At 39.9% G+C, this 24,152-nt stretch carries 24 protein-coding genes; 9 read left to right on the top strand and 15 right to left on the bottom strand.

What is annotated here, in order from left to right:
* Window positions 1-115 precede the first annotated feature (115 nt).
* Window positions 116-1,255: a glycosyltransferase gene (locus VHO47_04065; GenBank protein ID HEX2978266.1), complete on the top strand. Its 1,140-nt coding sequence runs from the start codon at window positions 116-118 to the stop codon at window positions 1,253-1,255.
* 65 nt (window positions 1,256-1,320) lie between these two features.
* On the top strand, window positions 1,321-2,283 hold the full coding sequence (locus VHO47_04070) for a cysteine synthase family protein (GenBank protein ID HEX2978267.1): 963 nt from the start codon (window positions 1,321-1,323) through the stop codon (window positions 2,281-2,283).
* A gap of 2 nt (window positions 2,284-2,285) precedes the next feature.
* On the opposite strand, the gene VHO47_04075 is transcribed toward VHO47_04070, so the two are convergent.
* The 8 genes from VHO47_04075 to VHO47_04110 form a co-directional block, all read right to left on the bottom strand.
* Complete coding sequence (locus tag VHO47_04075) at window positions 2,286-3,593, bottom strand: hypothetical protein (protein HEX2978268.1); 1,308 nt, start codon at window positions 3,591-3,593, stop codon at window positions 2,286-2,288.
* Window positions 3,594-3,760: 167 nt separating this feature from the next.
* A complete protein-coding gene (locus VHO47_04080; GenBank protein ID HEX2978269.1) occupies window positions 3,761-4,264 on the bottom strand; it encodes a hypothetical protein in 504 nt (167 codons plus the stop codon).
* 77 nt (window positions 4,265-4,341) lie between these two features.
* On the bottom strand, window positions 4,342-4,833 hold the full coding sequence (locus tag VHO47_04085; GenBank protein ID HEX2978270.1) for a hypothetical protein: 492 nt from the start codon (window positions 4,831-4,833) through the stop codon (window positions 4,342-4,344).
* Window positions 4,834-4,932: 99 nt separating this feature from the next.
* On the bottom strand, window positions 4,933-7,173 hold the full coding sequence (locus VHO47_04090) for a hypothetical protein (protein ID HEX2978271.1): 2,241 nt from the start codon (window positions 7,171-7,173) through the stop codon (window positions 4,933-4,935).
* 116 nt (window positions 7,174-7,289) lie between these two features.
* Window positions 7,290-7,634, bottom strand: coding sequence for a hypothetical protein (locus VHO47_04095; GenBank protein ID HEX2978272.1), 345 nt, complete (start codon window positions 7,632-7,634; stop codon window positions 7,290-7,292).
* A 323-nt stretch (window positions 7,635-7,957) separates the two neighbouring features.
* A complete protein-coding gene (locus VHO47_04100; GenBank protein HEX2978273.1) occupies window positions 7,958-9,073 on the bottom strand; it encodes a glycosyltransferase in 1,116 nt (371 codons plus the stop codon).
* A gap of 3 nt (window positions 9,074-9,076) precedes the next feature.
* The gene (locus VHO47_04105; GenBank protein ID HEX2978274.1) at window positions 9,077-10,654 is read right to left on the bottom strand and encodes an AMP-binding protein; all 1,578 of its coding nucleotides are present in this window, start codon (window positions 10,652-10,654) and stop codon (window positions 9,077-9,079) included.
* Window positions 10,654-10,839 (bottom strand): ferredoxin, encoded by a 186-nt coding sequence (locus tag VHO47_04110; protein HEX2978275.1) that lies wholly within the window; start codon window positions 10,837-10,839, stop codon window positions 10,654-10,656. The genes VHO47_04105 and VHO47_04110 overlap by 1 nt, the downstream gene beginning before the upstream one ends.
* Window positions 10,840-11,040: 201 nt before the next feature.
* Here VHO47_04110 and VHO47_04115 point away from each other — a divergent pair, with 201 nt between their 5' ends.
* The 4 genes from VHO47_04115 (at window position 11,041) to VHO47_04130 (ending at window position 13,625) form a co-directional block, all read left to right on the top strand.
* Window positions 11,041-11,736, top strand: a complete 696-nt coding sequence (locus tag VHO47_04115) for a hypothetical protein (GenBank protein ID HEX2978276.1) — start codon at window positions 11,041-11,043, stop codon at window positions 11,734-11,736.
* Window positions 11,733-12,398 carry a dTMP kinase gene (gene tmk, locus VHO47_04120; protein HEX2978277.1) on the top strand — a complete coding sequence of 222 codons (666 nt, stop codon included), beginning with the start codon at window positions 11,733-11,735 and terminating at the stop codon, window positions 12,396-12,398. Before VHO47_04115 ends, tmk begins: the two co-directional genes overlap by 4 nt.
* A complete protein-coding gene (locus tag VHO47_04125; GenBank protein HEX2978278.1) occupies window positions 12,353-13,132 on the top strand; it encodes a hypothetical protein in 780 nt (259 codons plus the stop codon). The genes tmk and VHO47_04125 overlap by 46 nt, the downstream gene beginning before the upstream one ends.
* A 130-nt stretch (window positions 13,133-13,262) precedes the next feature.
* Complete coding sequence (locus VHO47_04130) at window positions 13,263-13,625, top strand: hypothetical protein (GenBank protein ID HEX2978279.1); 363 nt, start codon at window positions 13,263-13,265, stop codon at window positions 13,623-13,625.
* Between the two features lie 363 nt (window positions 13,626-13,988).
* On the opposite strand, the gene VHO47_04135 is transcribed toward VHO47_04130, so the two are convergent.
* The 4 genes from VHO47_04135 to VHO47_04150 all read right to left on the bottom strand — a co-directional run bounded on the left by VHO47_04135 (window position 13,989) and on the right by VHO47_04150 (window position 16,690).
* Window positions 13,989-15,446: an RtcB family protein gene (locus tag VHO47_04135; protein ID HEX2978280.1), complete on the bottom strand. Its 1,458-nt coding sequence runs from the start codon at window positions 15,444-15,446 to the stop codon at window positions 13,989-13,991.
* A gap of 53 nt (window positions 15,447-15,499) precedes the next feature.
* Window positions 15,500-15,943: an archease gene (locus VHO47_04140; protein HEX2978281.1), complete on the bottom strand. Its 444-nt coding sequence runs from the start codon at window positions 15,941-15,943 to the stop codon at window positions 15,500-15,502.
* A gap of 32 nt (window positions 15,944-15,975) precedes the next feature.
* On the bottom strand, window positions 15,976-16,287 hold the full coding sequence (locus VHO47_04145) for a hypothetical protein (GenBank protein HEX2978282.1): 312 nt from the start codon (window positions 16,285-16,287) through the stop codon (window positions 15,976-15,978).
* Window positions 16,288-16,396: 109 nt separating this feature from the next.
* Window positions 16,397-16,690: a hypothetical protein gene (locus tag VHO47_04150; protein ID HEX2978283.1), complete on the bottom strand. Its 294-nt coding sequence runs from the start codon at window positions 16,688-16,690 to the stop codon at window positions 16,397-16,399.
* Window positions 16,691-16,860: 170 nt separating this feature from the next.
* Between VHO47_04150 and VHO47_04155 the strand changes: the two genes are divergently transcribed.
* From VHO47_04155 to VHO47_04165, 3 genes are read left to right on the top strand one after another with little or no spacing between them, the layout of a single operon-like run.
* Window positions 16,861-17,295, top strand: a complete 435-nt coding sequence (locus VHO47_04155) for a DUF721 domain-containing protein (GenBank protein ID HEX2978284.1) — start codon at window positions 16,861-16,863, stop codon at window positions 17,293-17,295.
* Between the two features lies 1 nt (window position 17,296).
* Window positions 17,297-18,865: a tetratricopeptide repeat protein gene (locus VHO47_04160; protein HEX2978285.1), complete on the top strand. Its 1,569-nt coding sequence runs from the start codon at window positions 17,297-17,299 to the stop codon at window positions 18,863-18,865.
* 13 nt (window positions 18,866-18,878) lie between these two features.
* Entirely contained in the window at window positions 18,879-19,919 is a 1,041-nt protein-coding gene (locus VHO47_04165) for a UDP-N-acetylglucosamine--N-acetylmuramyl-(pentapeptide) pyrophosphoryl-undecaprenol N-acetylglucosamine transferase (GenBank protein HEX2978286.1), read from the top strand.
* On the opposite strand, the gene VHO47_04170 is transcribed toward VHO47_04165, so the two are convergent.
* From VHO47_04170 to VHO47_04180, 3 genes are all read right to left on the bottom strand, one after another.
* Entirely contained in the window at window positions 19,874-21,802 is a 1,929-nt protein-coding gene (locus tag VHO47_04170) for a hypothetical protein (protein ID HEX2978287.1), read from the bottom strand. The genes VHO47_04165 and VHO47_04170 overlap by 46 nt on opposite strands.
* 90 nt (window positions 21,803-21,892) lie before the next feature.
* Window positions 21,893-23,734: a transglycosylase domain-containing protein gene (locus VHO47_04175; GenBank protein HEX2978288.1), complete on the bottom strand. Its 1,842-nt coding sequence runs from the start codon at window positions 23,732-23,734 to the stop codon at window positions 21,893-21,895.
* Window positions 23,735-23,868: 134 nt separating this feature from the next.
* Window positions 23,869-24,150, bottom strand: coding sequence for a hypothetical protein (locus VHO47_04180; GenBank protein HEX2978289.1), 282 nt, complete (start codon window positions 24,148-24,150; stop codon window positions 23,869-23,871).
* Window positions 24,151-24,152: the final 2 nt, after the last annotated feature.

The raw sequence follows: 24,152 nt of genomic DNA on the forward strand, positions 1-24,152 counted from the left end.
ACTCACCATAAGCGGCTATATTTCTTTCTCCCTGTGCTTAAGTAAACACTTTAGTGTTTGCAGCAATGGAATCAGTTTTATGCTTTTCGAGTGAAATGAGAAAAGGAAAAAAAGTATGAAGAAAAAAGAACTGCAAATATTGTATATCATTACAAAGCTTGAATTGGGCGGCGCGCAGAAAGTGTGCTTAGCTCTTTTAAATGGAACACAAGAACAGGGGCACACGAGTTTTTTAATTGCAGGCGATGGCGGCATTTTATCTCAATCGGTATCGCATAACAAAAATGTTTTTTTATTAAACTCACTAAAACGAGAAGCGAATTTCTCATCGATTTTGGCAGAATTGAAAGCATTTAAAGACCTTGTCGCACAGATTAAAAAAATCAGAAAAGATTTTCCGCACCTGATTGTACACACGCACAGCACGAAGGCTGGCATCATAGGCAGATGGGCAGCTTTTTTTGCCGGTGTTTCTCAGCGCGTTCATACCATTCATGGTTTTGCATTTCATGATCATCAATCGTGGCCACTTTGGCTTTCAATTTATATGGTTGAGCTTCTGACAAGTTTTATTACAACTCATTATGTTTGCGTTTCTTCATACGACGTGCGAAAAGCTATTAAATTATTTCCGCGCTTTGCAAAAAAACATTCAATTATTCGCGCCGCCGTTGACCCTGAACCCTTTTTTAATGCCGCACGAAAAACAACGTTAGAAAACAATACTGATCTATTCGTTTTTGGCACCGTATCATGCTTTAAGAAACAAAAAAATCTTTTTGATATGCTTCAAGCATTCTCTTTGGCGCATCAAAAAAACAATTTATTGCGTCTTGAGATTATTGGAGATGGTGCATTGCGCCCCGCTCTTGAGGCATGGATTGCGCATCGCAATTTACAAGAAGTTGTTATTCTGCATGGTTGGCAAGAAAACGTTGCACCCATTATGGCAACATGGAACGCATTTATCTTAAGTTCTTTATGGGAAGGATTGCCGTGTGCAATCGTTGAAGCGCGACTTTTAAAACTTCCAGTACTTGCTTATGATACCGGCGGCATACATGATGTGATATTTAACGGAGAAAATGGATTGTTATACAAACCAAAACATTGGCAAGAACTTGCACAAGGTATGATGGATATAAGCAACAATCAATTATTGTATAAAAAACTTTCGCACTACAAAGATGATCTTTCATTATTCGATCAGAATGTAATGATCAATCAGCACTTGCAGCTTTATCGCTCATTTTAGTGACTTTTTTCGATCATTGCATTACGTTTACATACGTAATTACGTTTGTGGTGAGGGGAAAAATTATGACACAAAATCAAGTTGAAAAAAAAACGTCTGTTCAAAAACTAATTCCTAAAGAATATAAAAACGTTATTGAATCGATCGGCAATACGCCGCTTGTTAAAGTGGATTTTGAAACAGCCCCACTCATGCTTGCAAAACTTGATTACCTTAATCCCGGCGGCAGCATAAAAGATAGGTCGGCTCTTTATATGATTGAAGAAGCTGAGCGACTTGGCCTTTTGAAACCTGGTGGCACCATTATCGATGCATCATCAGGAAATCAAGGAATTGCATCTGCTATGATCGGTGCAGTTAAAGGCTATAACGTTATTATCACCGTGTCGGAAAAAATTAGCAAAGAAAAATTGCAAACAATTAAAGCATACGGCGCACAAGTTGTCATGTGCCCAGCGACTTCATACCTTGAAGATCCTAATTCTTATCATAGCAAAGCGGTTGAGATTCATAAAAATACTCCCAACTCATTCATGCCAAACCAATATTTCAATAAATCGAACGCATGGGCTCATTATTATTCTCTCGGCCCTGAAATTTGGAATCAAACCCATGGCACAATCACGCATGTTTTTGCCGCAGTGGGAACCGGCGGCCATATGAGCGGACTTGGTAAATATTTAAAAGAAAAAAATCCGAACGTAAAAGTAATTGCGCTCGATTCAATTAATTCATGGCGTTCCACAAACGGCAATCCAAAGCCATATAAAATTGAAGGCATCGGCGTAGATTTTGCATCGCCTGTTCTTGATTATTCAGTTATCGACGAATTTGTCGGCGTGAGCGATGAAGATGGGCTTGGTATGCTCAAAACGATGGCACGCCATCATGGTTTGCTCATCGGGCCAAGCAGCGGCGCAGTTGCTTATGCAGCGTGCGAATATAGCAAAAAACTCAAAGCGACCGATGTCGGCGTTATGATTTTTGGCGACTCCGGAAGAGCTTATTTAACTAAGGATTTCTATTAATATTAATCGAGCTCTTCAAGTTTAGATTGAGCACCAAAAATTTTTGCTTCCACTTTAAGAAACTCACTTATCCGGCGTGCATTATCGTACTTGTATGGGGTCATTGCATGTTCTGGAATATTAGCAAATTGATCGTGTTTTGGATTATTCATATCAGGAAATTCAGGGAATTTTTGAGCGTATTGCGCACGTGTCATTCGATCTCTTGATTTGTTTTCAATTTCTTCATTTTCTACGTCTTTCTTTACCCAAAATTGCATCCACTTATAGATTAGAGGAATACCTATGAGACCTGTAAGACTTGCTACTTTTAATGAGTTATATTTTTCATTTTTATCACTCAACGCCATATAATCACGAGCAAAAAAAGCACCTAAAAACGCAGTTGCAAAACAGGTTGGCAAAAAAGTCTCTCGTTGGGTCCTGCTAAGAGCGACCTCACAAGTCGCCGCATTTTTAATGTTCTCAGATGCGAAATACTGATCTGCTTGATATTCATAATGTCGCGCTAGTAGCAGGTTATGCACTTTTTCTTCATCAATCCAAAAATGCTGCGATTCATGCGCCAACTTTGCATGACCCAATTCATGCATTATCATGTTTTCTTGTTGTGCTCTAGTGTAAAATGCGACAGCTGGACTACAGACAAGAAGAATGCCATCTTCTGCTGGCCAATAATAAGCTGGTCCTCTTTTCCAATTAGGGTCAAACCAGTGAAATTTAACATATATTTTCATTTTCTTAAGAGTCTCATCTGAAGAGACAATCTCTTGCAACTTCTCTCTCAATGGTTTGAAGAATTGAGTTTTGATGATCCACGGTGAATAGACTATGCCAGGATTCTTCGAAAATCCTTCCCTGTTCAATTGAACCTCGTTCGACACTGCGTTATATAATTCTCCAGGGGCATTAAACTTATTACTAAAATCTTTTTGCTGTATTTCATCAAAAATTTTTTCCGTGCGCTTATCCAAAAAACCATGCACAAACTTCGTCACCGTCTGATTATTTGCATGAATAGCGCGAACAAAACTTTCTGTGGGATTTGCTTTTAGAGGCAAGCGCTCTCTATAGGCACGGAAATAATTATCAACAGTCGTTGGATTATCTTTTTGCCAAACCGTGTTCAACAATTCTTTTTCATCAAATTTTTCTGTGATATTACTACCAAGAGCTGCGGGCCGCGACGTACTTGGTTGCCTTGAGATTGCTTGTTTGTATGCCAGCTTTTGCAAATCTTGAAAATCAGCATGCAATGCCAATTCAAAACTGTATAAAAAAAGGCAAATAATTATTTTCATTTTATTCATAAAATATCCCGCAATTGATTACTTTATTATAGTATCAAATTTGATATTTTTTTCAAGTTGAATAAAATTGGCAAAATTTATAGCCATTTTAACAGATACGCATCAGCTTGCTTTGATGTGATGATTTTTGGCGATTCAGGAAGAGCTTATTTAACAAAAGATTTTTATTAATAATACCCGAGACATTTCGTAAAGTTCCTCACGATTCCCGCGCTAACAGCACCAGTTACAACCAAAATAGTAAGATTGGCAAAATAAGCTCTGGAAAAAGGATCATATACGCGCGGCCATTCGCTCAAACGGTGCAGCTTTGTCCCTTGTTTTTCGTACAAGGCATATGATCTAATATCCGATTGCCTAATAAGGTCTGTTTTGCCCAAGATGAACGATTCTTCAATTTGCTCAACGTCTTCTTTTTTTCCAAAATGATGAGCAAAAGAATTCGCTTCATAATAAGAATGATATTTTAGCAAGTTTTTGGGGTTAAGCGTCTCAACGCGAACAACTTTTTTTCTTTCGTCAAATTGACTTATCGGAACTTGCGAAAAAACCTCTGGATCATCAAATTCATCCGATTTAATACAAATGCGCACTTCGCCTATTTGAGCCGGCTCGTCTTTTGGATCCATTTCAATGCGTGCAGGATGCGTGTGTTTCTGCGGCGGATTCAATAACCACCGCGGCAGGCATGCATATGTCATAAAATTTAGATTTAAGAAAAACAGACAAAAAATAGTTGTTACAAGGTTCATTTAAGACCGTTAAATACACAAGAATCAAGACAACATAAAATACCTGCAACTGCGATCTGTGTTGCAAAAAAATGGTATGGTTTATTATCGATCAATGGGCTATGATTATTTTCCGGATCGCTGGACTCAATTTGAATTTCGTAATGTTTTTTTAAGTGAGTTCCATTTCTCTTATACAGAGCATAGGACGATATAGGCAACTGATGCTCAGCATCAACACGATCTTTTTTTGATTTATTACACCACTGTGCAAAAAATGGTTCAGCATCATAAAACGATACCAACAGTTTTTTATTTTTATCGAAGCAAAAAGTTTGAACGACTTGAGTATTCTGATTGATTTCCGCTATTGAAACATTTCGGACACGGTCTTGGTATACAAAGTCCTGATAATGCTTACTAAATAAAACATTAATTTTTTTTACGTGTTCCTGTGCACCAATCGAAAAAATCGTAACTAATGGCAAAAGAAAAAAACGTTTGATCATAGAGCCTGCAAGTAAAAAATTAAATTTTTCTCGCAATAAAGATACCAATTTTTTGCAAATAATAAAGGATTGCCAAAATCGACAAACCTTAAACTTTTTTTAAAAAGGTTTTTTTCTTTTTTGATATTCGCGCCAGATGATTGCAGCGCTGATCAGAGCAATAAAGAATATCAGCATGAAAATTCCATTGATCAAAGAATGCGAAGCTTCGTAATTCTTTTTTTCTTTTGGCTGCATTGGTTTGACAGAAGCATTCCCCTCCGCTCCTTCTTCCGTCGGCCCTTGGTAGGGTTCAATTTCTTGATAAGGAAAGAAAGGAACAGTTGGCATGCCTTCTTTTGGGTAGCCAAATGATTGAGCTAAAGGTTTTTGCTCTTCCACTTGATCAGTTTTTGCTGGCAGTGTAGCAGGAACTGAATAGCCGCTATAAGGAAGTTGATTTCGTTCGTCCGTATCAAAAAAACCGGGCATAGATGGATATTGTAAAGGACTGCGAACTACCGATGAATTTCTATTGCGATCTGCCAGAGCAAAGGGCTGATTAAAATCTCGCATTGGAAGAGCACCAGTGGACGCATATGGGGCCTGATCACTTAATCTTGTACGATTGTTCAAAGAAGGGATTATTCTTAATCTACTTGGCTGCATTCTCCATGGCGTAAATTCAATGCTTTCGCTTGCTCTTTTAAGTTCTGGCATTTTATTGTGGATCTGTTTTTTTTCAGAACTAGGCAATGGTGAATCTTTTTCAGTACGGAGCATTTCAACTTTTTTATCAACTATTTTTCTCGGCACTGCTGATTTTTCTTCAAGTTTTTCTGGAAAAAGAATTGCTTGTTGTTTTTCGGTTATTGCTTTCTTTGCATCTTTTTGATCGTCAGCTTTTTTAATTTTCTTGAAAGCATTTTCATCATCTCCTGCAACATCACCAGTTCTTGGGCGCTTAATTATCGGTGGCAGATTTCCGCCCGAAACGATCGCTTGTTGCAACTCAAGAGTTCCTGGTTTTAACTCTATTAAAGCATTCTGGCGCGCAATCTCTTGAGAGACGCCCTCTTTGAGCGCAGCGGATTCTTTAATGATACTATTTTCTTGCCCTTCTTTATTCTCTTGCGCTTTTGGTATGCTTGTTTCTAACTCTTTTCCTATTTGCTCAATCGATGGGGTAGGAACTCGAGGTTCAACTTTTTCTATCGCGTTGTTAATTGGCTCTTGAATATTCTTTTGTATAATTATTTCCGGTTCCGGCGCAATTTCAATGATCGGTTCATCAACGAACGGAATAGGTGGAATAATTTCTGCCGGTGAAACTATCGGTATTATGTAGTTGGATTGGCCATTATTTATTGATTCAGTAAGCGCAGGATATTTCTGCTCAGTAATTTGTGGGCGCTGCTCCCTACGCTCTGCATTAATCGCAAGAGCATTAAGTCTCTGAACCGTGTTACCAAATAAATTTCTTAATATTGCATCATCCGGAAGTTGAATAACATCCTGCCTTGAGTTGTAACCGCTTAAACGTGCAATATCGACAACTAACTTTTTAACCAATTGCTGTACTTGAGGTATTTCTAGCCCTTTCAATGAGCCAATACGCATTGCAATTTGAGCAACAGATTGGGATCCGTATCCTTCAAAAGGAATCATTTCTTGTGATTCTTCTTGCGGCAATTGCTCTAAAACGTGCTGAGCAATCGTATCAAAACCCGCGAGTATTAATTCAATTTTTCTTCTCTCTATTTGGGGCTTTGTAAGCGCTCGTTGATCAAAACGTTGCTGCGCGATCTCTTGTCCCTCTATTTCGCTTGGCGCGGCAGGAATAAATTCTTCCGGCTCCAGTTCTGGTTCTATAAGAGAAGGCTCTTGATACATCGGATAGTCGATTGCTGGATATTCTTTTTTTATTGGCTCAGCTTTTTTAATCGTTGCCTGTTTTTCGGCTTGGCTTTTTATTTTTTGTGCCATTTGAGCGGGAGTTAACATTTTTTCTTGAGAAGGTTCTGGTTCAATCTCTTGCTCTACTTGTTTTTCTAGAGGTGCAGAATAAACAGGAAAAAATGGCTGGGTAAACTTAAATGATTTAACTGATTGAGTAAATTTTTGAATAAAAGAAGGCTGATCCGCTTTTTCTTGCTCAATCGATGGAGCTATTTTTGCTTCAGAGAATGCGGGCGTCACTGTTTTAGTTTGGGTTGGCCTAATTATAGGAGATTGCTTAGCTTTGGGTGTTGGCTGTGCAGGCTTTTTAAACTGTATACGGCTAGCGGCAGTACCAAATATTCCTGCAAAAGCTTCTACGCTTAAAAGTGATAATAAACTAAGGAATAATAATTTTTTCATCTTTTTCAAACCCCTTTTAATTCAACTATTAGTATAACCGATTTTATAAAATTTTCAATCAGTCATTAATTAAGGTTTGAAAAAACGATATTTTTTATAGCATCCTATAAAAAAAGCTAATTATCCCCAGGTTGGCTAGCGCAAAAAAATAAAGAGAAAAGACCTAAAGGATGGGCTCTATTTATTGGCTGCGGACGCGTAGAGCTCGTTTCTGGTTTTGGTTCACAACGGTATTTATTTTTGCGGTTTCGCAAACCAGTATTTTCATTGTCTTTTGCTTTTTCCATTGTTATTGCTTGAGGTTGTTCAAAATGTAAGTTCGAGCACGGCACCTGGCCATTTTGTGACTGTTCGGCGATCTTCTTAACCTCAACTTTAACAACAACTGGTTTGCTTAACGGCCAATATTGCGTTGCTTCACTATTTAAAAATATTAATACAGCGACATATTGCAATTTCATAACTCTTCCTTTATTACAAGAGTAGAAAATCTTAACTTCGCTAACTATCCTAGCTGTTTTACAACGCAGAGCAAATCGGTTTTTAATTTAGAAATAAGATTGAGCGTCCTGCTAAAATACTACAAAGGTAAAAAAAACCCCTATCCAGACAGAACGTCGTGGACAGGGGAAATGGAGGTTATCTAATTAAATTGAATAATAAATTATTCTGTGTTGATGATACATCAAGCACACACAAAAATCAAATTTTATTCCGATCGCGCTTGCAACTGCATCATCAAGAAAAAACATATCAAAATATTATTTCAAAATGCAAATATTTTCTACTTTTTCCCAGAAAGTCTTTCATAGAGCTCAAAGTAAGAATCTGCCATTCGCTCAAATCTAAACTCGCTTGCTATAGTAGCCATTCCAGCCTGCCCGAGTGCAGCAGCCGAGGACCTGTCGGCCATGAGCGCACATAGATTATCGTAAAGAAGGGGGCCATCATTTGAGGGTAAAAGAAGCCCATTTTTTTTATGTTGAATGACATCGTGCTCTAACTGCGCGTTGGTAACCACACAGGGCACCCCAATACTCATCGCCTCCAGGAGCGCGATTGAAATACCTTCTTTTATCGAAGGTTGAACGAAGCAGTCAAAAATAGGATAAAAGCCGATCGCATTTTTTCCTATGATAAAAATAGTAACCTCGCCTACATTCAATTTCTGGGCAAGAGAGCGAAGATGGGCTTCCTGCGGGCCACCGCCAACTAAAATTAAGCGGGTTAAGGGATTATTCTTGTGAATCTTTGCAAATATTTCGATCAAGAATGAATAATTTTTGAGTGGGACAAAACGGCCTACTGAGCCAAATACAAAATTGTTTTCATTAAGGCCCAAACTTTCTCTACAGACAAGATTTTTTTCACTTTTATTGCGTATTCGATCACTGTCAATGCCGTTTTTAATAATGCGAACACGATGCGCGGGCATAAAGCGATAATCGTTCATGGTGCGGCAAATTCCTTCTGAAACTGCGATAATTTCATCTGCCAACCAAAGGGAGAGCGAATCGATCGCATTTCGCACCAAACCGTTTTGATCATGGTTATTGTGAAGCACACAAATGACCGGAATACCTTTAAGTTTTCCGATTATTCGGCTTGCCACGTTTGCAGCCCAAAGCGATGCGTGTATGCAAGTGGGTTTTTCTAAATCAATTGCTCGATAAAGCGCAACCCAAAAAAACGGATCGAATGCGCAAAAATAGCCCTTAACATGATAGGTTTTTATGCCGAGCCCAGTAATACGTTCTACAAACGGGCCTTCGTGAAAATAAATCGCTGCTTGCTGAATGTTTTTTTCTTGAAGACGCTCCACTAAATCATAGAGCAAACTTTCAGCGCCCCCCATTTTCAGACTTGAAATGATATGAAGTACTTTAACTACGCTCCCCATTTTTTAGTCTCTTATCGTGTGATTTGCTAATTCAGCGCGAAGCTTCTTTTTATCTATTTTTCCCAGCGCGGTCATTGGTAAATCGTCCATCACAATAAATTTTCTCGGAATCTTATAAGGAGCTAAATTGCGGCCACATAATTCTTTCAGCTGCTTTTCAATATCGGCCACTTTTTCTTTCAGCGCTATAAACGCTACCGGAATCTCACCTATTGCTTCATCTTTTTTTCCTACTACCGCCACCTTGATCACCGCCGGATGGCCCATAATAATATTTTCGATTTCCTGCGGATAGATAATGAGCCCTTTATTCTTGATAATATCCCTCTCGCGCCCAAAAATTACGAGGCGACCTTGATCATCAAAATAGGCGCAGTCGCCAGTATTCAGCCATCCATCCTGCATCACTGCTGCGGTTTGCTCAGGCGCGTTATAGTAACCAAGCATCACGTTGCCGCCCTTCACCCAGAGCAACCCTTTCTTACCGTAGGGAACTTCGTTATTCTCTCCGTCACGAATCGAACAATCGATGCCAATCGCCGGACGGCCGACTGTATTTGGATCGCACAATTCCTCGTCAAAGTTAATCGCGATTAATGGCGACGTTTCGGTCATTCCATAGCCGTTACTAATTTTTCGGCGATAAATAATTTCAAAACCGGTACGAATTTTATCGGGCATCGCATCGCCACCCGAAACAAAGTATCGAACGGAACTAAAATCTATGGTGCGCATCAAACAAAATAGGCCGTACATTGCAGGAACGCCAAGCACCGCGGTAGGTTTATGGCTTAACCCATGAAGAATGTATTTGCGGTCAATTTTGGGCACAATAATAACGCTTGCACCAACTACTAAGTTTCCCCAAACACATGCAAATTGCGCAAAGCTGTGAAAAAATGGCAAAACGCCAAACACCCGATCTTCTGGGTGAACGTCTAAAATTGCTAAACCTTGCATGATATTGGTCAGAATACATTTAGTGCTCAGCATCACCCCTTTTGGAACGCCGGTCGTTCCGGAAGTATAAAGGAGTACCGCAATTTCATCTTCTGCCCGTTCAGGAATTTCAAGATTCTTCAATTGATCATCGGATGGAGATGGAAATTGCGCCATTTGATCTGCGGATATGAGCGGTGGAAGTTCTCGAGCAATGAGTTTTATTTTATCAGCAAGCTGGGTGCCTGCAAGGAGCGCTTTTGGTTGTGCATCGCTGATAATATGATCGAGTTCTTTTTCATGTAAATAAGTGTTGAGTGGGGCCACAACCGCGCCGGTTTGCCATGCACCATAATAAGCAATATAAAAATCAACCGAATTTTCAAAAAGTACGCAAACCCGATCCCCGGCTTTTACTCCCATTTGCGTTAGCGCAAGAGTAACGGCAGTCGCTCGCTCATAAAGTTTTTTATAGCTAACCACTCCCTCATCAGCAATGAGCGCTGGCCTATCGGCAAACTTAGTTGCTGCTCTTTTTAATAAATGCCCCGCAAAAATAAACGAACCGTTACGGGAAAATTCAGACTTTAAATGATCGAATCGGCCAATTTCGGCCCGAGAATGGCGCACCTGCATACTCATTATTCCTCATACTTAATAACGGCAACAGGACATGCAAGCGCAGCTTCTTTAATCTGCTCTTTGTGCGCGTTAAAATTAGCTTCTTTTTTTACACGACAAATATCGGTAACCTCAAAAACCTCGGGCGTTATAAATTCACAGGCGCCACAGGTAATACATCCGGGCTGAATAGTAACTTTTTTCACAAATATTCCTTCGGATAATCAAGCCACGACAATGGCTTTTTATTATTTACCATAAAGTTTTTTTCAACATTTATCAAAAAACTCGTGGCTCGTGGCAAAAGTAATCGAACTGTTTAAGGTTTTTGCTATACTTTGTTTTTAACTGAAATCGTAAACAATCTGCCTATTTAAATCTTTTGGTATATCAACCGAGGATAAACTGTGAGAAAGTTTTTCTTATTCGTTTTGTGTTACGCATTTTTTCAAACAAATGCAATGGAGCTTACTCCTAAAACTCCGGCTCCGATCATTTTTAATAAACTTGCATGGCAACTTATTTTTCGCACGATTATTGATACAACTAATGAACAAGAGTTTGCAAAAAATACCCGCCTCATTAAAAATGAGATGCACAAAATAGCCCTTTGTTGCAGCGAGTTGAACAAAATGGTAAAGGATTTAGAGTCTGATGATTCTTTGAATAACTATTTTATTTCACAACTGGCGCCAAACATCAAATTCAAGAATTCCCAGCTTAATGATCTAGGATCCAAGAAAATGCTAGCGGCGGCCCATATCGGCACACCTTCAGCATTAAAAACCTTGGAAAAGCAACTCAAAGAGGGACCGCTCACATCGATCAAGCTCCTTTTGGATGCGAAATTTAAATCGCGACAATGTTTCGTGCCTTGGTATTGGCATTGCAGTAATATATGTGGTGGTGAGTATGAAACCACGGTCTCCATAGCTGAAGCGTTAGCGGACGTTTTGAAAAACTTTCCTAAGACAACTCAATTATTTTGCCACAACGTTTTGAAGGAGCGACAGAAAGAAACTCCATCATTTGCAAAAACGAATAGTGTTGCTTCAGAATTGGATAAATTGGCGGCAGCGTACGACGAACAGGGAGAATCATGATAACAAAATTAAAGCGTGGCCTTTTTATTGCCATCGAAGGAATTGACGGATCGGGCAAGTCAACCCTAGCACGAACTCTCGCGACACAATTTGAAAAAAAGGGAATTCCAACGCTTTTAACGCGCGAACCGGGCGGTAGCCAATTGGGAAAATCGCTGCGCGCTATTTTGCAGCATCAAGAAAAGCCGCTCTCGCCAATCGGCGAATTTTTGCTTTTTGCCGCGGACCGTGCTCAGCATTTTCAAGAAGTGATTATTCCAGCACTTGATGAAAAAAAACTTGTAATTTCTGATCGCTTGAGCGATTCATCAATCGTTTATCAAGGATTTGGGAAAGGAGTCGATCGCACCATGATTGCACAAGTAAACCAATGGGCAATGCAAAATATCAAACCAGATTTAGTAATTTATGTACGCATTGATGCACAAACGGCACACGAACGATTAATTTCGCGCGGCAAAAAACTCACCTCATTTGAACAACAGGCAAACGAATTCACACAGCGATTGATCGATGGATTTGAAACTCTTTATGCAAACGCAAAAAATGTTATCATAGTTGATAGCAAGCTCGCGCCGAATGAATTGGCAACGTTCACCTTTAACCAGATTAACTTATGGCTCACCTCCAATCCCCGCATCACCGACTCAGCGAAGTCTTAACGCTGCATCCAGCTCATCTGGTTGTCGGCAACGAGTATGACGCAAAAGAAGCGGCAATGTATGCTCTTAAAAACTATTGGTGCGCAAAAAAAGGATGCGGCTCGTGCGTAGCCTGCATTCAATTAAAAGAAAATCAGCATCATGGCGTTTATTGGGCTTACCCAGATCCTAATTATACGCTTGATCAGATTGATGAGCTTCTTGAAAAAACGCTTCTTTCGCTAGAGGAAAATGAACATTTCTTTTTAGTTTTAAAAAAAACCGATTTTTTATCTGCAGCATGTGCTAATCGCATGCTTAAAATTCTTGAAGAGCCACCACGCGGCTATCATTTTATTTTGTTAGCTGAGCGAACCGATGGATTGCTGGTTACAATTCGTTCGCGCTGCTTGATCACCGATCTTAAATCGATAGCAGCAACGGCCGTTACCCATCCAATCGCATCACTTTTTGTTTCACTTAATTTTAAGCATCCAGATGTCCTACTGAAACTTCTTGATGAGCATGATTTGCATGATCGGCAAACGCTGGAACTTATTGATCAATTGCTTGCTTATTGGCTGGAGAAAGAACAAACGATATATCGAACCAAAGATAACAATGAAAAAAATAGTCGTACTGCAAGCGTTATGGTCGCTGGCTTAAAAGATGCACTCTTACATCCGCCAATGCCGGGAAGCAGTAAAATTTTCTGGAAAAACTTATACCTTAAAACGCAAAAAAATTACTCTTAATCCTGGGCATTAGATCCTGTTGTGCTTATAGCAAATAAATGTTACCCTTAATCACGCATAATAACTCGCCTAAGCGCATATCAAGAAGACCGTTATTGGATTTATGACTTTTAAATATTGGTGAAAAAATATGAAAAAAATATCATTATTGACAGCACTTATTCTTTGTAATGTCTCCATATTTGGAGGCGGCACTTACAGTAAAAACTCTGAGTTAAACGCGAACCATCAAATTTCAGAAACTGAATTTAAGACCTGCAAAGAAAATCTTCCTGTAAAGTTAAAACAATTTGTTGAAGATTTTTCAAACTGGCCTAAAGAAGATAAAGATAAAATAAAAATAAACGGATTAAGCTTTATGATAAGCGGATTAAGCAAAGAAAAAGAGGCCGCTTATGATGGTAATCTTGGCTATTGGATAGATTGCAGAACTATAACGCAAAGTCATAGAGAAAATCTTATTTTTTGCTTGCAATATACCAAACAACAATAAATTGAGCATAAAGTAACGTAAATTAAGGTAGGTCGAGTGTTTGTCACTTAATTAGTGTATACGCTCGGCCTACTTTTTTACTTACCGATTTGAGTAAAATATTGCTATTGTCGTATGCTCAGATCCTTCTTGAAACAATACCGATTCTTTTAAAGTAAATATCAAAACGGTAGAGCACATTTTTTCCGGCTGTTGCGTATGTAAGTACGCTTCAAGTCTTTGCGGACCAATAAGTTTTTTGACACGCGCTAAAGTAAGATGCCTGTAAAAAGTTCATTGTGCTTCATTTTTTTTGAATCACGGCAAGCTGCTGCCGAATTGATTCAGAAAGTTCAATGCTGACAAATAAATGAACACCTATTATCATCCACCTTTAATTACTGCGATCGGCACTAAACGCGCTACTTTTTTTGCGATGCCTGCATCATGCACAACATTTACTACTTCTTCAACATCTTTGTAGGCGGTTGGCGCTTCTTCTGCAAGTCCTGCATCAGAATCACATCGCACAATAATCCCTTTTGATTCTAATTGCCCCCGAAGTGCAGATCCACGAACCGATTTTTTTGCCGCAAAGCGAGACATTTTTCTTCCAGCCCCATGGCATGAGGAACCAAATGATAATTCCATTCCCTTATTCGTGCCAACGAGTACATAAGACGCCGTTCCCATTGTCCCGGGAATTAAAACAGGCTGCCCAACCGGACGATATTTTGCAGGAACCTCTGGTCTTTCTGCACCGAACGAACGCGTAGCGCCTTTTCTATGAACTAAAAGATCAAGCATCGAACCACCAACCTCGTGTTTCTCTTTTTTTCCCATGTTGTGCGAAACATCGTACACTAAATTAAGATGTGCATTATCTCCGAGAAGTTCTTGCCATGCTTGCCGCACCCAGTGGCCAATCAAATGTCTATTTGCCCATGCAAAGTTTGCTGATGCTTGCATTGCTGCAAAATATTCTTGGCCTTCAGGTGATTTAAAAGGAGCGCATACTAACTCCCTATCGGGCAGTTGTATATTCCATTTTGGTAATAAGGGCATAAATTGGCGTACATAATCTGTGCACGTTTGATGGCCCAAGCCGCGAGAGCCACAATGGATCATCACGGTCACTTGATCTTTGCGCAAACCAAAAATCTCTGCCGTTTCAGGATCCAAAATCTCATCAACTTTTTGCACTTCAAGAAAATGATTACCAGAACCGAGCGTTCCTAATTGATCGGCTCCCCGTTCTTTTGCTTTATCGGAAACGAGATCTGGATTTGCACCGTTCATGAATCCACGCTCTTCGCAATATTCAATATCAGCAGGCTCGCCAAATCCCTTTTCAAGCATAAAAGGTGCGCCGCGAGCGAGAACGTTATTAAGATCTTTTCCTTTCATCACGACGTTGCCGCCCCGGCCAACGCCTGATGGTACTGCGTTAAAAAGTGCTGTCGCTAATCGCTCAAGATCTTTTGCAATTTCTTGTTCAGTGACATTTGAACTCAAAAGGCGTACCCCACAATTAATATCGTAACCAATTCCCCCCGGCGATATGACACCGCCATGATCAATAGCGGTCGCTGCAACGCCGCCGATTGGAAACCCGTATCCTTCGTGAATATCTGGCATGGCGAGCGCATAATTAACGATACCAGGCAATGTCGCAACGTTCACTAATTGCCAAAGAGAACGATCAATGCCGATATCTTTCAGCATGCGTTCAGTAGCGAAAATGCGTGCTGGTACCAGCATATCTGCGCGAAAAGTACGAGGAATCTCATAAAGATATTTTTCGATTTTTATCAAATCGGCTTGAGTTATTTTTTCTGCCATAGCTTCCTTTTTTTACGAACAGCAGGAGGGTTATTTTTGTATGCGAATGTTGATTAAATATCAAAAACGAGTTCTGTGGTCCACCGGCCATCAGCCATTTTAGTAATATGGCATTCATGATAGGTTACAGCTTTTATTTCTATTTCAAAACCAGAAACCGGAACTCCTTTGAGCGAAGCTTTTAGAGCCTGCGCACTCAATTCATAAACCACAGCGTCAAGATATGCTTCGTTATGAACATCTGAAAGGTATAATGCCTCAGATAAAAAATTGATAAGAACGTCTTCTAGATTTTCGCCATAAACATTTAATTCGCGGCTGATGGGAAGATCGTTGCAAACAAGGAGATTATTTTTTTGACTACAATTTGGTGCCGAAGGCCCAATTGATTGAAACATACCAATAAGCGCATTTTTAAATAATTCTTCATACGTCGAGCCAAAAACGCGAATTTTCAAATCGGCTGTATGCGACTCTACCTGAAATTTTTTTTGCACTTCGCTTACTCCCCTTTTTTACAAAAAAATCTCTACGAAACGGAACAACCTGAGACGCTAACGGTTATCGTGTCATCTGTTTTTTTGGTACCTCTACTATCACTGGGTTGGGTGCAATTTAATTCATTATTTTCCGAACCAACGTATGGGTAATAATGTGCACCTTGTGAGGCGCTACCAAAATCGAATTCAGGATTTTGAACGGTTGACAAAATTACCTTCGTGGCAATGGAGACCGCATGTTGATTGTTTTTTTTAGATTCTTTTTCATTTTCAATAGGGCCAACCGCATTTACCAAAACGGATGAGCCAAAAAATACTATTCCTAAGAGATTATATTTCATCGAAGGGTCCTTTGTTGTAAGGAGATGTGCAGAGTGAACGATCGATAAGTATACTGGCAAATGCAAAGAATCTGTAGCACTATTTGGCTGAACGAAATGTCATAAAGCCTCAAGAATTACCTGAGCTGGGGGTTCTTAACTGCAAGCGCATGAGTTGAGTTGCTGCATTTGGAGTTTGATGCTGAAGCGGTGCGATTTGTGCCAAAGATTGAAAATTTGGAGTGCTGTAATTAGTCCCTGGAAAATCTGCCCAGTATTGTCCAGTTTGTGTAAAAATAACCCCATAACCAATCAGAGTAGTAACAGTGGGCACCGCTTGATTTAATCCTGAGGCGATTGGGCTCGAAACGCCACTCGCCGTCCATGCAGTTAGCATTATAAAAGTTAATAATCTCAGTTTCAAAATATGCCCTTTTGAAAAAATAATAATTTATTGAAATGAAAAGTATGGCAATCATTATAAGATAAATTCATCGGTTATTCAACTCGGTGCTTTTGCATAATCATTGATCTGGAAGCCATAAATATCTAAACTACATGAACGGCGAACCACTTTTTAAGGATTCCGAATCGATGCCAACGCATATAAAAGAACTCCTACCACATTTACTCCCTGCAGACCAATCGTGGAAAGTGACACTCCTGGCACAGTGGCAAAGTATTGTTGGCAATCTTAAAGCACATGTCACGCTCCTCAAAATTACTGACGATACGATCACCCTAGGCGTCTTTAACTCAAGCTGGCTTCAAGAAATGTATCTTCTATCTCCGGTCATTCTGGAAACAATTAATAAAAGTCTCGACCAGCCCCGAATAAAAAATATACGATTTAAACAGATTGCGCAGAAAAAAAAAGGTGGCTGCACGCCTTCTTTTAAGCGAATTACGGCTGTCGCTCCATTATCACTATCACGAGAGCAGGAAGCTGCACTTTGCAAAATAAATGATCCAGAATTGCGCATCGGTTTATTTCACTTTTTACAACGCTGCAATAGGGAGAAAGAATAACATGAAGCACTTAACTATTTTGGGAAGTTTTCTCTTCATAATAGCACTATCTTTAGCGTCAACGCCGCCCCCACATCTTGATGATGGGCCTACGAATCATTTTCATCTTTATATTTGGGGCTATTATAATGATTTATCAGCAGAGCATAATGTGGCAAAAAAATGTTTTGATACTATCATGCGATCTGGCGGATCGCTTTATAGCTATCCAGGCTATATTCACAATCTCTTCAATACAAAACAATATGAAAAAATAATTTCGATGATTCCTCAGATCGAAGCAAACTTTCCGCAACAGCTTGATCTTCAAATGATTATTATCAAAGCGCTGGAGTTGAGCGGCAAGCAATCTCAAGCTGATAAACGAATCATGGCGTTAGCCGATTCACATCCAGAAGATGCAGAATTAGTCTATTATGCGGCAGCGGCACATGTCCGCGCTCGGCATCCTGAGCAAGCGGTCGCAATTATGGATCGTTATTTAAAAATCCGCGGTGAAAAAAGTTCGAGCTTTATTTTTTATTTCTTGAAAGCGCAAATTTGTTTGCAACTCATGCAAAAAGATGCAGCAGTCTCAAACATCCACAAATGTGTTGAGTTGAATCCAAATTTTGAACAAGGGTGGCTACTTTCCGGTTTGATAAACGAACTCACTGGTAACGTAGACAAAGCAATGGCAAGTTATCGCAATTTTCTCTCAATAGTGGGGCACGATGCTAACGTCGAGCGCCAAATATTAAACCTAATGCTCAAGAAAGAAAATGCCAAGCTTATGCCGCTCAATGATTCTCTTTTTGATCGCGCACTCGATTTATATCATCAAAAAGAATTTCTTGCAGCACTGGAACTCATTAATGATCATTTATTGATCCATCCCTTCGATGAGAATGGTCGGCTCTTTAAAATTGAGCTTCTTGGTTCTCTTAAAAGATCGAAAGAGGCAATCACTCTCTTGAAGAACTGGATCGATGAAAATCCGAATAATCCTTCTTGGTATCGGATTTTGCACCTCATGTACATGAATAAAACCGAGCAGCGGGCCGTTGTAGCGACACTAAAACATTATGCGCATTCAAATCCTTCGATCACCTATCCATTTTTTTATTTGATCGATATTGCGCTTAAGAGAAACACCCTTTCTGAAGCTCTGTATTATCTTAACCGAGCAATTGCTTCGTCAAAAGATGTACTTACCAAAACACAGATGCTTTATCAAATCGCGCTTATTTATTACGAGCGCCATCAGTGGCCCTCAATGCTTGAAACGCTCAGCGTAGCACGTAAAATTAATCCAGATTATGCACCGTTAAATCATCTACTAGCCGATTACTATCTAGTTAAAGATAAAAATTTTAAAGCAGCGCAATTGCATATCGATGCTGCGCTTAAAAAAGATCCCAACAACCATCTTTTTCTCAATACACAGGCCCAAATTTGGTATAAAGAAAAAAAATTCTATAAAGCACCGGATTTAATTCCTCTAGGTAACTATCAGATCACCAAGAAATTACCTAAGCTAAAGTATGTTCAAAAGCTGACCAAAAAACACAAAGAACTTTCATTATCATAAGGTTGTATTTTGTATGAATAATCCTATCTGTTTTGTTGCGGGAGGATCGGGCGGCCACGTTGTGCCGTGCGTCACGATCGCACAAGAATATCGCGAACGCACGAATGCCCCTTTTCTTTTTTTTACTTCAGATCGCGCACTCGAGCATTCTATTCTGAAAAATTATTCATTCATAGAAAACACCGAAAAGCTTCACCTTAAAAAATTCCCTAGTTTGCGCTTCTGGCGCTATCCTTCATTTATCGTATCTTTTACCAAAAGTTGCGCAGCAGCATTTTCACTATTGAAAAAAAAGCGACCGTCAAAAATTATAAGTTTTGGTGGCGCAATTTCTATCCCTGTCTGCTTGAGTGGTGCTGCGCTTGGTATTCCGATTGAGATTTATGAATTTAATGCCATTCCCGGCAAAGCGGTGCGACTACTTTCTTATTTTGCTCAGCGTATTTATATCTGCTTTGAACAAGCACTCGATAAATTACCCGCGTCAAAATGCATACTCACTCCCTATCCAGTGCGATTCAAAACTGCAAAACGAGAAGCATTAACTCCCGTCGAGCGCAAAGAACATAAAACAATTTTAGTGCTTGGTGGCTCACAAGGATCTGCATTTATTAATTCTTTTGTGAAAAATTGGCTTATAGAAAGCCCACTTGCCCCCTCACTTCATATTATTCATCAAACGGGTGCTCAGCATGTAGGGGAACTTGCAGAATTTTATAAAATCAATGGCTTGGCAGCGCAAGTGTTTGATTACGATAATGCACTTGATGCGTATTACCATCAAGCAGATTTGGTGGTCTGCCGAGCGGGCGCTGGATCATTATTTGAAACACTTTTTTTTCAAAAGCCATGCATTACCATTCCGCTTGAAAATTGTGCAGATAATCATCAAAATGCTAACGCCGTTGCGTTAGCAGAACGTTATCCTGAACTCGTATATGTTTTGCGCCAAAGCGATCTAGTAACCGACCCAGAACTTTTTGATTATGCCCTTCGTATTGCATTACATTATGAAGGCCAAGAATCGGGTCTACCACCGAGCGTAAACACATAATAATTAATCCCTGCTTTTCGCAAGAGCGGATAGTTTGCTATACTTATTGGCCCATCCAAAATCATATCAACCATATGTTGTCCTTGCCCAGTTAGAACCCGTTGGCTATTAGCCGCTGAACCATTAGCAAAGAGCACTGCATTTCCATTGTCTTGAATATATTTTTTCAGCTCATTTTCAACAGTTGTTTTATTTTTCGGATACTGCGTAATCCAAGAAAGAAAATTTTTCTGTGCCGCTTGAGCAATAGAGGGCTTGAGAGTAATTGCGCCACTTTGATCTTTGGTATACGAATCATCCGAAAAATAAACAAGTCCCAATAATTGATCAATCCGCAGATCTGGCGAAGGCGCAAAATAATAAAAGTTCGCTGAACTATCAACACCTGTTGGCAAAAACGAATCGGCAAAAATCACATACCCAACGACCCCTGAACGATTTCCGTCTTTTGGATCGGTATCGGCGATTAACCCATTAGTATTTGCGCTAATTTTAGAGAGATCAAATTCGGCGCCCATCAACCCAGCCTTTGTGTACACGGCTCCCTGCCCAATTTTTCCTTCACTTAAACGATCGAGAAATTTTTTTGCTTTTGTATCGTCATTAGTCAAAAGCGTAACGCCATAAAGCCACGCCTCTTTTTCTTTTATTTGTGGTCGGATAAGCGTAAAATCTACAACTTTTCCCGCTTCTACCTTTTTTGCAATACTATAATCGTGCGTTTTATAAGCAACCCAAAAGGTTTCTGGGGCATCGTAAGCAATAGAGCTGGTATCATCGAGTGTTTCTTTTGTACGGGCTTTCATGCGCTCGATTTGTGCTTGCTGTGCAGATTGTCGCCATACATGGCATTGAACTGGATTAATATCTCTTAATTTTCCCGAGGTTGGCTGATCAAAATTTCCTATTGATAATCCTTGAATCGTTACATCAAGTGCCGCATTGTCTTTAGAATATACTTCATAGGTATAAAGCATAGGGCCGGCCGGATCGTATGTTTTTGTGGTTTCGTTATATGAAACGTTGCCTATTCCCTGCTGGGCAATTGGCATCGTTGCAAATGGAGTATTGCCCGCTGAAAAAACAAACGCAGCTTTCTTGCCCGGCTGTGGCCGAATTGAAAAAGGAAGATCTGTTGAAGTAGATTGCAATGAATTAAAACTGCCAGCTTCAAGAGTTATTTTATAATCTTGGCCGTCTTTAATAAATTCGAGCATAACATCTTTTGCACTATTATTGTAGAACATGCCCAGAAAATCGGTCGTCGCCGTTTTAATTCCCAAATATTCTCCCGCAAAAGCACTTTTTGATCTGTAAACGCGATAAAAATACATATTATCATCATCTTTTTGCCAAGGATAAATATCCCGTGAAAAAATCTGATACTGGGCTGATGCGCCTGCTAATTTTTGAAGGTCTTGTACAGATGCTTTGCCAAGAAGCTGTCCAAAACTATTTTTAGGATCAGCAAAAAGAACCACGCTAAAATAAAGCTGCTGATTCAAAAACGCTTGACCACTATTAGTGAATGGCTCAACTAACTGCGCATAATCATAATCTTCTGAAATACTCATCCCCATTGCCGGAACTATTCTTTGCGTAGCGGCAAGCACGGCATTTGCAGTATCGTTCCATATTTGAAAGCTGTAGTGATAATCAGCTGTTACAATGCCGACACTTTGGCCAATACCTTTAAGAAAACCACCGGCACCGTCACTGGCACTTTGAGCCGTATTTACAAACTTATTTTTTAAATCGTCCCATTTTTGATCGATGTTTTCGTTTTGGTTTGATTGATCGTTCTGACTCGCCTGCCCAACACGCGGCGTGATGAGAGAAAGAAAAATTATCACCCAATAAAATGGATTGCCGATTATGCTCATCCGTTTCTCCTTGCTTCTTAAAAACATTGCTATACTACTAACCTGATTATGCGATTAGCAAGCATTGTATGCGGCCAACTAAGGCTCGATTTAATCAGCAACTAAAATTCGGGTTGCGCCAGAATCGCTCATTGCACAACGATTTCCTGTTTTTTCATCGATGATTATAGATTTTAAAGAAGGATCGTAGGTGAATTTTTTCTGCGTGCATGGAAGGTGCTTCTGCATAGATAACCACAGAGGAAAAGCAGTAGCGGACCCAAAAATATATCTTCCCAACGATCGATTATCATCGCAGCCAATATAAACGCCGGTCGTATGCGTTGGCGTTGAGCCAATAAACCAGCAGGTGCGGCACGTATTTTCTGTTCCAGTTTTTCCAATCGCTTCAGTTTGCAATAAATCAGGGTACCTTCTTTTTAAGCGCTCGATGCTCAAGCCAAGAACGTGCGCAACTTGTCCGCTTACCACGGATGAGATGATCTGTTTTTTTATTGGCTGCGCTTTCCATATTTTAGCGCCCCATTGATCCTTTACCCACGAAATGAGGTGCGGTTCTACATACGCCCCATGTTGAGAAAAAATATTGAACATTCCTACCGCTTCTTTGAGCGTACCGTCAATACAACCAAGCGCAAGAGAAGGGTATTCATGAATTTGACATTTTATTTGGCAATCGCGCGCAAGCTGAGCGACGCGCGCTGCGCCGATGCGCAATAATGTTTTGATAGTCACGATGTTATTCGAATGCGAAAGCGCATACGCAAGCGTCATCGGGCCATCAAATTGATTCGAAAAATTTTCTGGCTTCCAAACGGTATTTCCCGAAGGAATTTCTATCGGCTCATCAACTTCAACTTCATCAAATCGAATTCCCTTTTCAACCGCCGCAGCAAACACCAAAGGTTTTAAAATCGAACCGAATTGGCGATGCGCTGCATGTGCGCGATCAAATTTCGATGCCGCAAAACTATAGCCTCCAACCAACGCTTTTATTTTCCCAGTTGCACTCTCCATGACGATAAGACTTCCGTCTATTTCTGGCATCATCTTAAGACGCAATTGGCTAATTTTTTTTTCAAATTCTTGCTCTGCTGCCTTTTGTATTTGCAGATTTATCGTCGATTGAATAATCAAACCACCTTTATAAAGTTGATCGCGCCCAATTACCTGCTCGGCAAATGCACGAATCCATTCTTTTGCATGGGGCGCATGGAAAGTTGTTGGTTTTGCCAATTCAAGCGGTTTCTTTATCAAATTTTCGTAATCACCTCTAGTGATGAATTCGCATTGAAACATCGCGTGCAAAACAACATTTCTGCGTTCTTGGCACGAAAGTGGAAATAAGAGTGGACAATAATGCCCCGGCGATTTCATAATTGACGCAAGAACTGCAGCTTGATCTATCGTTACATCTTGCACTGAACAATTCCAAAAACGTTGACTTGCTGCTTGAATGCCGTAAATTCCACAGCCAAAATAAACATTATTTAAATATAGTTCTAGAATCTGATGTTTGCTGAGTTGCTGTTCGAGCATAAGCGAAACAATTTGCTCTTTAATTTTACGAATAAATGTTTTTTCCGGATCAAAATAAAGCATTCGCACTAGTTGCTGCGTGATGGTGCTCGCGCCCTGTATTTTTTTTCTGTGATAAAGATTAACAAATAAAGAACGAATAATGCCGCGGCAAGAAATGCCCGTATGTTTAAAAAAAGAACGATCTTCAGCCGCAATAAACGCTTGAATCACATGTTCAGGGACTGCTGAAATCGTTATTGGTTCTTTGCGGTCTACTTGAAAACGTGCCCATTCAATGCCCTCATCATCTAGAATAATTGAGGGCCGAAGGGCACTATCCCGATGTAAGGCCGAGACATCGATCCAAGGATACGCTGCAATAAAAACAAAACATCCAAAGAGCATTCCCATCAAAGAACCGAGAACTAGAAAGAAGAAAGTAACGATGCGTGACAAATTCATAAATAAAGGATAAAAAAAAGGCCGTTTTTTTCAAACGGCCTTTTTAAATTCAAATTAATCAAATGACTAATCCAAGCTCGCACTTAATTGCGTGCAGCAAGCTTTGTCATATCACCTGATGTTTGTTCTTCTTGGCTAGAAACAATTTTGTAAGCAACCAAAACACCAGCAATTAGAGCTGCGCCCACACCGTATTTAATTGGATTAGAACGAACGTGCGCTATAACAGTTGATCCAACTTCTTTAATACGCGCAACCACTGAAGTATTGTCAACAGACTTAACCTCAACTTCTGCAGAAATATTAGAAACATTTACAAGTACTAAGCTAGCAAGTGCCGCCCCGAATAATAGATTTTTTTTCATAA

The organism is Candidatus Babeliales bacterium (assembly GCA_036260945.1).
In the GTDB taxonomy this organism is placed as follows: Bacteria; Babelota; Babeliae; order Babelales; family JACPOV01; genus JACPOV01.

Excerpts from the sequence above, each read along its gene's own strand:
- VHO47_04105 (HEX2978274.1), bottom strand. The coding sequence starts at position 10,654 with ATGAGTATGCAGGTGCGCCATTCTCGGGCCGAAATTGGCCGATTCGAT.
- VHO47_04095 (HEX2978272.1), bottom strand. The coding sequence starts at position 7,634 with ATGAAATTGCAATATGTCGCTGTATTAATATTTTTAAATAGTGAAGCA.
- VHO47_04165 (HEX2978286.1), top strand. The coding sequence starts at position 18,879 with ATGAATAATCCTATCTGTTTTGTTGCGGGAGGATCGGGCGGCCACGTT.
- VHO47_04170 (HEX2978287.1), bottom strand. The coding sequence starts at position 21,802 with ATGAGCATAATCGGCAATCCATTTTATTGGGTGATAATTTTTCTTTCT.
- VHO47_04135 (HEX2978280.1), bottom strand. The coding sequence starts at position 15,446 with ATGGCAGAAAAAATAACTCAAGCCGATTTGATAAAAATCGAAAAATAT.
- VHO47_04125 (HEX2978278.1), top strand. The coding sequence starts at position 12,353 with ATGGCTCACCTCCAATCCCCGCATCACCGACTCAGCGAAGTCTTAACG.
- tmk (HEX2978277.1), top strand. The coding sequence starts at position 11,733 with ATGATAACAAAATTAAAGCGTGGCCTTTTTATTGCCATCGAAGGAATT.
- VHO47_04130 (HEX2978279.1), top strand. The coding sequence starts at position 13,263 with ATGAAAAAAATATCATTATTGACAGCACTTATTCTTTGTAATGTCTCC.
- VHO47_04085 (HEX2978270.1), bottom strand. The coding sequence starts at position 4,833 with ATGATCAAACGTTTTTTTCTTTTGCCATTAGTTACGATTTTTTCGATT.
- VHO47_04145 (HEX2978282.1), bottom strand. The coding sequence starts at position 16,287 with ATGAAATATAATCTCTTAGGAATAGTATTTTTTGGCTCATCCGTTTTG.
- VHO47_04155 (HEX2978284.1), top strand. The coding sequence starts at position 16,861 with ATGCCAACGCATATAAAAGAACTCCTACCACATTTACTCCCTGCAGAC.
- VHO47_04180 (HEX2978289.1), bottom strand. The coding sequence starts at position 24,150 with ATGAAAAAAAATCTATTATTCGGGGCGGCACTTGCTAGCTTAGTACTT.
- VHO47_04100 (HEX2978273.1), bottom strand. The coding sequence starts at position 9,073 with ATGGGGAGCGTAGTTAAAGTACTTCATATCATTTCAAGTCTGAAAATG.
- VHO47_04090 (HEX2978271.1), bottom strand. The coding sequence starts at position 7,173 with ATGAAAAAATTATTATTCCTTAGTTTATTATCACTTTTAAGCGTAGAA.
- VHO47_04160 (HEX2978285.1), top strand. The coding sequence starts at position 17,297 with ATGAAGCACTTAACTATTTTGGGAAGTTTTCTCTTCATAATAGCACTA.
- VHO47_04065 (HEX2978266.1), top strand. The coding sequence starts at position 116 with ATGAAGAAAAAAGAACTGCAAATATTGTATATCATTACAAAGCTTGAA.
- VHO47_04075 (HEX2978268.1), bottom strand. The coding sequence starts at position 3,593 with ATGAATAAAATGAAAATAATTATTTGCCTTTTTTTATACAGTTTTGAA.
- VHO47_04175 (HEX2978288.1), bottom strand. The coding sequence starts at position 23,734 with ATGGGAATGCTCTTTGGATGTTTTGTTTTTATTGCAGCGTATCCTTGG.
- VHO47_04070 (HEX2978267.1), top strand. The coding sequence starts at position 1,321 with ATGACACAAAATCAAGTTGAAAAAAAAACGTCTGTTCAAAAACTAATT.